The 7,871-nt window shown below is 63.7% G+C and carries 6 protein-coding genes and 1 pseudogene; 6 read left to right on the top strand and 1 reads right to left on the bottom strand.

Annotation, left to right across the window (positions count from 1 at the left end):
* The 6 genes and pseudogenes from purH to ACQKQA_RS28970 form a co-directional block, all read left to right on the top strand.
* Positions 1–368, top strand: a pseudogene (gene purH, locus ACQKQA_RS28945) (bifunctional phosphoribosylaminoimidazolecarboxamide formyltransferase/IMP cyclohydrolase); the annotation flags it as partial.
* Positions 369–557: 189 nt separating this feature from the next.
* On the top strand, positions 558–1,853 hold the full coding sequence (gene purD, locus ACQKQA_RS28950) for a phosphoribosylamine--glycine ligase (RefSeq protein ID WP_427564618.1): 1,296 nt from the start codon (positions 558–560) through the stop codon (positions 1,851–1,853).
* Between the two features lie 100 nt (positions 1,854–1,953).
* A complete protein-coding gene (locus ACQKQA_RS28955; protein WP_427564619.1) occupies positions 1,954–4,737 on the top strand; it encodes a response regulator in 2,784 nt (927 codons plus the stop codon).
* Positions 4,738–4,800: 63 nt separating this feature from the next.
* The gene (locus ACQKQA_RS28960) at positions 4,801–5,397 is read left to right on the top strand and encodes a MarC family protein (protein ID WP_427564620.1); all 597 of its coding nucleotides are present in this window, start codon (positions 4,801–4,803) and stop codon (positions 5,395–5,397) included.
* A gap of 51 nt (positions 5,398–5,448) precedes the next feature.
* On the top strand, positions 5,449–6,366 hold the full coding sequence (locus ACQKQA_RS28965; RefSeq protein WP_427564621.1) for a hypothetical protein: 918 nt from the start codon (positions 5,449–5,451) through the stop codon (positions 6,364–6,366).
* A gap of 3 nt (positions 6,367–6,369) precedes the next feature.
* Positions 6,370–7,047: a hypothetical protein gene (locus tag ACQKQA_RS28970; RefSeq protein ID WP_427564622.1), complete on the top strand. Its 678-nt coding sequence runs from the start codon at positions 6,370–6,372 to the stop codon at positions 7,045–7,047.
* 75 nt (positions 7,048–7,122) lie between these two features.
* On the opposite strand, the gene ACQKQA_RS28975 is transcribed toward ACQKQA_RS28970, so the two are convergent.
* Entirely contained in the window at positions 7,123–7,383 is a 261-nt protein-coding gene (locus ACQKQA_RS28975; RefSeq protein WP_427564623.1) for a hypothetical protein, read from the bottom strand.
* Positions 7,384–7,871: the final 488 nt, after the last annotated feature.

The raw sequence follows: 7,871 nt of genomic DNA on the forward strand, positions 1-7,871 counted from the left end.
CTCAGACCGAGCAGGAAAACCACGACAAGATCTTCGCCTGGAAAGTGGCCAAGTTCGTCAAGTCCAACGCCATCGTCTACGCCAAGAACCGCCAGACCATCGGTGTCGGCGCCGGCCAGATGAGCCGCGTGAACTCCGCCCGTATCGCCGCGATCAAGGCTGAGCATGCCGGTCTGCAGGTGCAGGGCGCGGTCATGGCCTCCGATGCGTTCTTCCCGTTCCGCGACGGCATCGACAACGCGGCCAAGGTCGGCATCACCGCGGTGATCCAGCCAGGCGGCTCGATGCGCGACAGCGAAGTGATCGCAGCGGCCGACGAAGCCGGCATCGCCATGGTCTTTACCGGCATGCGCCACTTCCGCCACTAACAAGACGACGGTCGCACTGACGCCGGCATCTGCTGCGTTGGAGCCCACCTCGATGATGCTCATTGCCAGAAGGCAACTCCGCTCATCGGGGTGGGCTCCGCCTTGCATCTACCGGCGTCATTGCAACCTCCTAGGGCGTGAAGCGCTTTAGGCTTCAAAACAGAATTAGCGTCATCCGAGGTTTTTGAAATGAATGTGTTGATCATTGGCAGCGGCGGCCGCGAACACGCCCTGGCGTGGAAAGTGGCTCAGGACCCACGGGTCGAGAAAGTCTTCGTTGCCCCGGGCAACGCCGGCACCGCCATCGAAGCCAAGTGCGAGAACGTGGCCATCGACGTCCTGGCCCTGGAGCAGTTGGCCGACTTCGCCGAGAAGAACGTCGCCCTGACCATCGTCGGCCCGGAAGTGCCGCTGGTGGCCGGTGTGGTCGACCTGTTCCGCTCCCGAGGCCTGGACTGCTTCGGTCCGACCGCCGGTGCCGCCCAGCTGGAAGGCTCGAAAGCCTTCACCAAGGACTTCCTGGCGCGCCACAAGATCCCGACCGCCGACTACCAGAACTTCACCGAGATCGAGCCGGCCCTGGCCTACCTGCGGGAAAAAGGCGCGCCGATCGTGATCAAGGCCGACGGCCTGGCCGCCGGTAAAGGCGTGATCGTCGCCATGACCCTGGCCGAAGCCGAAGACGCCGTGCGCGACATGCTGGCCGGCAACGCCTTCGGCGACGCCGGTTCGCGAGTGGTCATCGAAGAGTTCCTCGACGGCGAGGAAGCCAGCTTCATCGTCATGGTCGACGGCAAGAACGTGCTGCCGATGGCCACCAGCCAGGACCACAAGCGCGTGGGCGATGGCGACAGCGGCCCGAACACCGGCGGCATGGGCGCCTACTCCCCGGCCCCGGTGGTGACCGCCGACGTGCACCAGCGCGTGATGGACCAGGTGATCTGGCCGACCGTGCGCGGCATGGCCGAGGAAGGCAACGTCTACACCGGTTTCCTGTACGCCGGCCTGATGATCGACAAGGCCGGTAACCCGAAGGTCATCGAGTTCAACTGCCGCTTCGGCGACCCGGAAACCCAACCGGTGATGCTGCGCCTGCAATCGAGCCTGGTCCTGCTGGTCGAGGCCGCCATGGCCCAGGCCCTGGACAAGGTCGAGGCGCAATGGGATCCACGGCCGAGCCTGGGCATCGTCCTGGCCGCCGGCGGCTACCCGGGCGACTACGCCAAAGGCGCGGTGATCGAAGGCCTGGACGCTGCCGCCAGCCTGGAAGGCAAGGTCTTCCACGCCGGTACCGCGCTCAAGGACGGTCAGGTCGTGACCTCCGGCGGCCGCGTACTCTGCGCCACCGCCCTGGGCGACAGCGTGGGCGCCGCGCAGCAGCAGGCTTACCAACTGGCAGCTAAGATCGACTGGCAAGGCTGCTTCTACCGCAACGACATCGGTTACCGGGCCATTGCCCGTGAGCGTGGCGAAAATCAGGAGTAATCCTGTCGTCCTGTCCGGCAGGGGCCCCCAGGCCCTTGCCGGACGGTTCCGGCGCCGCGCATAGTTATCATCTGGCATCAACCTACGAAGGGATTTCGCCGTGCGCTGGCTCAGGACTGCCATAAGTATCACCGTCACATTGCTGACCCTGCTCTGCTTGATTCCGGCCCATGCCGCTCAAGGCAGTAACTGGGCGGTTTTGCTCGACGAACAGGCCGACCTGCAACTGAGCGATATCCGCTCCCCCCGCTACACCAATCAATTCAGCCCGATCGAACTGGAGCGCATCACCGCCGCCGAACCCGGAGGCGCGTTATGGCTGCGTTTCAAACTGCAACCGGGCAAACACGAACAATTGCTGCGGATCTTCGCGCCCGACCTGTCGCGTCTGAACATGTATGTGCTCGACGGCGACACCCTGGTCGAGCAACTGAATTCCGGCACCCAGCAGCCCCAGGCCGAACGCCCCCTGCCCAGCAGCGATTTCATGCTGCCGCTGCCGCAAAGCGAGAAGACCCTCGACGTTTATCTGCGCCTGGTCTCCGACCACCAGCTGCGCCCTTACATCACCCTGCAATCGGCAGTCATGACCGCGGCCAACCAGGGCCAGAGCCTACTCTACGGCCTGCTGTTCGGCTGCATGGGCATGCTGATGCTGCACAACCTCGTGCGCTACGCCTACACCCGTTCGCGCAGCAGCCTGTGGGTGGCCTCCTGCGAAGCCCTGGTGATGCTCAGCCTGGCGCTGATGCTCAACCTGTTCGGCCCCTGGCTGCCGGACTGGCATGCCATACAGACCCCCGGCGCCTATCTGGCGCTGTTGCTGACCACCCCGTGCGGGCTGATGTTCGTCTATCGCTTCTTCGCCCCGCTGGGTCCGCACCCGCTGAACAAACTGCTGCTGGTCGACATCCTGATGGTCGGCCTGTGCGCCCTGTTGCTGCTGTTCCTCGACTCGCTGCCGCTGAACCTCATCACTTATGGGCTGGTGGCCCTGGTCGGCCTGAGCATGCTGTTCATCGGCGCCTATCACTGGCAGAAGGGCTACCGCCCGGCGCGCTTCTTCGTGGCCGGCATGGCCATCTTCAACATCGGCGCGCTGATCGTGCTGCCGGCGCTGCTGGGGCTGACCCTGGTCGCGCCCCAGGGGCTGATCATCACCCTGCTGGTGACCATGTGCCTGAGCGGCCTGGCGATGAGCATCGCCCTGGGCGAGCGCCAGCGCAGCATCACCGAGGACGAGTTCAGCGTCAGCCGCGACCTCGCCGCCAGCAACGCCGAGGTCAATGCCAAGACCGAGTTCCTGGCGAAGATCAGCCACGAGATCCGCACCCCGATGAACGGGGTGCTGGGCATGACCGAACTGCTGCTGGGCACGCCGCTGTCGGTCAAGCAGCGCGACTATGTGCAAACCATCCACAGCGCCGGCAACGAACTGCTGACCCTGATCAACGAGATCCTCGACATTTCCAAGCTCGAGTCCGGGCAGATCGAGCTGGACGACGTGCAGTTCGATCTCAATGCGCTGATCGAAGACTGCCTGAGTATTTTCCGGGCCAAGGCCGAGCAGCAGAACGTCGAACTGATCAGCTTCATCCAGCCCCAGGTGCCGCGGGTGATCAGCGGCGACCCGACCCGCCTGCGCCAGGCCATGCTCAGCCTGCTGGAAAACGCCCTGAAGAAGACCGACGAAGGCGAGATCCTGGTCGTGGTCGCCCTGGACGAGCGCACCAGCAAGCCGCGCCTGCGCATCGCCGTGCAGGACAGCGGCCAGCCGATGGAGGCCGAGGAACGCGAGGCCCTGCTGCATTCGCAACTGCACAGCAAGAACTTCCTGGCCGCCACCCGCCTGGGCGGGAGCCTCGGGCTGGTCATCGCCCGCCAGTTGATCCTACTGATGCATGGCGAGTTCGGGATCAAGACCAGCACCAACCAGGGCAGCACCCTGTGGCTGACCCTGCCGCTGGACCCGGAACGCCTGGAGCATCCGACCTCCGACCTCGACGGCCCACTGCAAGGCGCCCGGGTGCTGGTGGTGGACGACAACGACACCTGCCGCAAGGTCCTGGTGCAGCAATGCAGCGCCTGGGGCCTGAACGTCAGCGCCGTGCCGTCGGGCAAGGAGGCCCTGGCCTTGCTGCGGACCAAGGCGCACCTGCGCGACTACTTCGACGTGGTCCTGCTCGACCAGAACATGCCCGGCATGACCGGCATGCAACTGGCGGCCAAGATCAAGGAAGACCCGAGCCTGAACCACGACATCCTGCTGATCATGCTCACCGGCATCAGCAACGCGCCGAGCAAGGTCATCGCACGTAATGCCGGGGTCAAGCGCATCCTCGCCAAGCCGGTGGCCGGCTACACCCTCAAGACCACCCTGGCCGACGAGCTGACCCAGCGCAACAAGGGCCAGTTCGTGCCCCATCAGCACCCGGTGCTGAACGGGGTTCCAACGCCGGTCAAGGTGCCGAGCGACTTCCGGATCCTGGTCGCCGAGGACAACAGCATTTCCACCAAAGTGATTCGCGGCATGCTCGGCAAGCTCAACCTGCAACCCGATACCGCGAGCAACGGCGAGGAAGCCCTGCAGGCGATGAAGGCCCAGCGCTATGACCTGGTGCTGATGGACTGCGAAATGCCGATCCTCGACGGTTTCTCCGCGACCCAACAGCTGCGAGCCTGGGAAGTCGGCAACCAGCGCGTACGCACGCCGGTGGTGGCGCTGACCGCGCACATCCTCACCGAACACAAGGAACGCGCACGCCAGGCCGGCATGGACGGGCACATGGCCAAGCCGGTGGAACTGTCGCAACTGCGCGAACTGATCGAACACTGGGTGGCCCAGCGCGACCTGCAGGACCGCACCACGGCTCAGCCCTCCTGAGCCGACAGCACAGCAAACGCCTGTTAAACTCCAGCTCGCCCTCCTTTGCCGCGAGCTTGCGCCATGCTCCAAGTGCTGTTCAGCGTGTACCTGAAGATGCTGGTGCTCTACAGTCCCTTCTTCGTCCTGTCCTGCTTCATCAGCCTGACTCGCGGTTACTCCAACAAGGAACGCCGGCGCCTGGCCTGGAACGTCGCCCTGGCGACCCTGGTCTCCAGCGTGCTGCTGTATCTGTTCGGCCGGGCGATCTTCAGCGTGTTCGGCATCACCGTGGACGCCTTCCGCATCGGCGCCGGCAGCGTGCTGTTCATCTCGGCGCTGGGCATGGCCCAGGGCAAGTCGGCGGTGCAGACCGACAACGTGCAGCAGGACGTGACCATCGTGCCGCTGACCATCCCCCTCACCGTCGGCCCCGGCACCATCGGCGCCCTGCTGGTGATGGGCGTCGGCCAGCCACACTGGGACGACAAGATCACCGCCATCCTCAGCATCGCCCTGGCCAGCTTCACCGTCGGCGTAGTGCTGTACCTGTCCAACCGCATCGAACGCCTCCTCGGCGAACAAGGCCTGCAGATCGTCAGCCGCCTGATGGGCCTGTTCGTCTGCGCCCTGGCGGCGCAGATCATCTTTACCGGGGTCAAGGGCTATCTGGTGCCCTAGGTCGTCAAGGCTCCTCTCAGACAGCACACAAATGGAATCGCAGGCAACGGAATGCAGAATCCTCAAAAATCTTCAGCCAAATGTCTTGCCGCAGCCCCCCGTCCGTTTCCGACGCGCAAACGACGCCTCATCGGACACCGCCCCGCCTGCTTGCTGGCCTTGCTCGCGCTGCTGACGCAGCCGGTCATGGCGGCGGAACTGCCTGGTGCAAAACAGAAAGACCGACCCAACCAAGTCAACACCTACAGCGAGCACTTTGGCGACTTCCATGTATTTCGCGGCCAGTCATCCACCACTCTGGAGATCACCTACAAGGGCAGGCCTTATCGTCCGCTGAACGCCTGGCAAATCACCAATGTCAGGCCCACGGGCGCGACTCAGGGCGGGCAGCCCGTACTGCTGGCGACCACCATCGAATGGATGGGCGTCGGTACGGTGGTGATTGCAGTGCAGAACGACACGCCACTGGCCCGTATCCTCAGCCCCGTCAAAAACAAGGACGAACCAGACTGGGGCCAGCCGCAGCCCGGGCGTAACGACCTGCTGCTGTTTCCCGAGGGCGCGCGGGCCTTCATCCCCTCGACGGGGCAAGTCCTGTGGTTCGACGAACGCCTTCCCGGTTGGGGGTTTTCTCACTACGCCATGCTGGTGTCCGTGTCGCCGGACAACCGCAGCGCGGCATTTCTGGCCAAGGAGGGATTGCTGCTCAGCTCTGCGGAGCACGGCGTCTATGCCCAGTTGCCGATTGCCAAGGAGCTGAAGGCCAGCCAACTCTGGCCGCTCTCCGAACAGGCCAGCGCCGAAGCCCAAAAAGCCCTGGACGAAGGCCGGCGCATCGATCAGAGCCGCCTGCAACATGCTCTGCAAGTGGACTGGGTGGGTAAACAGTTCAGCTGGCAGCAGCTCCAGGGAACGTGGCAACTCAAGGGCCTGGGGCTGACTTCCAGCCCGATCGGAACGGAGCGCTGAGCGATGACGACTTTTCTATCCAACCCGCCCGACTCCTTGCTGTCACTGGCGACGGTGATGCTTCTTGCCGGCTGCGTCAGCCACAACACGGAGCACCCCAGCGATATTCGCACTGAAGATGCCAACGCCGCGGAAGCGGTCCTGGAGCTTGAGGTTACCTTTGCCCAGGCTCCTGACTACAAACCCAAGACGTGGGGGCCCTACGCGCCCAGCCGCTACGTGAAAATCGAAGGCTATCCGAACCTCCAGATTCCGTTCTATCAGAAAGGCATAGGCTTCGAACTGGGCCTGCTCGGCGACCCGCGGGCATTGCTGGTATTGCCCTATCCCTCACCCAAGATCGATTCGACGAACAATTCGTTGCGGGTCATGGGCCAACGGCTGAGCGACACCCACTATCGTTTTCTGGTGTTGCCGCTGTCGGGCTGGCACAGCATCAATAGCTTCGAGGTAGCCTTCGCTCACAATGGCAGGCGCGAGGCGATGACCTTCAGCTACAGCACCAAAACCTCGTGCGACAACAGCTTCGAAGTGACCACGCCCACCTACGGTTTCGCCATGCAGGTGGCGGCACGCTTCCCCCACGACGCCCAAGGCTGCCTCAAAGCATGCGATGCGCACCCCGGGTACCCAGGACATTGCGCCTACTATTCCGGCTTCGTGCTGGTTCCGGGCCTATAGGGTTCTGATCAGGCCGAAAGATCGATCGAAAAACGCCGGCCGCCCCTCCAGAAGCGGCCGGCGCTATCCACTTCCTTAACTGCCAATACGCCACTGCAACGCATCCAGCGCATCGCAGCCGTCTTGCAGCAAGAGGTGAGCCGCGTTGACGAAGTGGCTGAGGTCACGGTCGCTCACGCCTTTGAGGCTCAGGCAGTTGAGGCTGTGCATCAGATCGCGCGAAGCCTTGATGCGCTGTACTGCGCCGCTATGCAAGTCCGTCGCGGGAGCGTTGCGGTCGAGGTGGAAAACCGGGGTGGGGGTGAGATTGCTTTGTAGTGGGGTGAAGTCGGTCATTGGGAAGCTCCATGGTTAGCATTTCTGCATTCATAGGCTTGCTTTCCGACCGGCTAAGATCGGCCGCCGATGCGTCGGCGACCAACCCACTATGGCTTTGCAAAAAATCAGCGACAACCCTCAATGTGTTGCCATTGCCTTCCGCAAAACCAGACTGGCCGCCCTCCCCCTGACACCACAGAACCTGTAGCCGCTGCCGAGCCCCGGCGAGGCTGCGATAGGGCCGAAGGTCCTCCAGCGATTTCAAAATCCCTGCGCCCGCTTCGCGGTCGATCGCAGCCTCGCCATGGCTCGGCAGCGGCTACAGGGTTTGGCGCCGACCGGTAGGTCGCGCTTGGCTTTGGCTTTTGATCTTGCTTTTGATTCACCCGCCCCATCGGCAGGCCGAGTGGAGGTGTTCATCAGGGGGATGGCGCGCAGCGCCGTACGGCGAAGCCGTACACATCGAGAGGAGGTCGAAGCGAAGCCGACCGGAGGCGATGCCCCCT

The organism is Pseudomonas sp. NPDC089530 (assembly GCF_050280705.1).
Classification (GTDB): domain Bacteria; phylum Pseudomonadota; class Gammaproteobacteria; order Pseudomonadales; family Pseudomonadaceae; genus Aquipseudomonas.

Excerpts from the sequence above, each read along its gene's own strand:
- purD (WP_427564618.1), top strand. The coding sequence starts at position 558 with ATGAATGTGTTGATCATTGGCAGCGGCGGCCGCGAACACGCCCTGGCG.
- ACQKQA_RS28960 (WP_427564620.1), top strand. The coding sequence starts at position 4,801 with ATGCTCCAAGTGCTGTTCAGCGTGTACCTGAAGATGCTGGTGCTCTAC.
- ACQKQA_RS28965 (WP_427564621.1), top strand. The coding sequence starts at position 5,449 with ATGCAGAATCCTCAAAAATCTTCAGCCAAATGTCTTGCCGCAGCCCCC.
- ACQKQA_RS28970 (WP_427564622.1), top strand. The coding sequence starts at position 6,370 with ATGACGACTTTTCTATCCAACCCGCCCGACTCCTTGCTGTCACTGGCG.
- ACQKQA_RS28975 (WP_427564623.1), bottom strand. The coding sequence starts at position 7,383 with ATGACCGACTTCACCCCACTACAAAGCAATCTCACCCCCACCCCGGTT.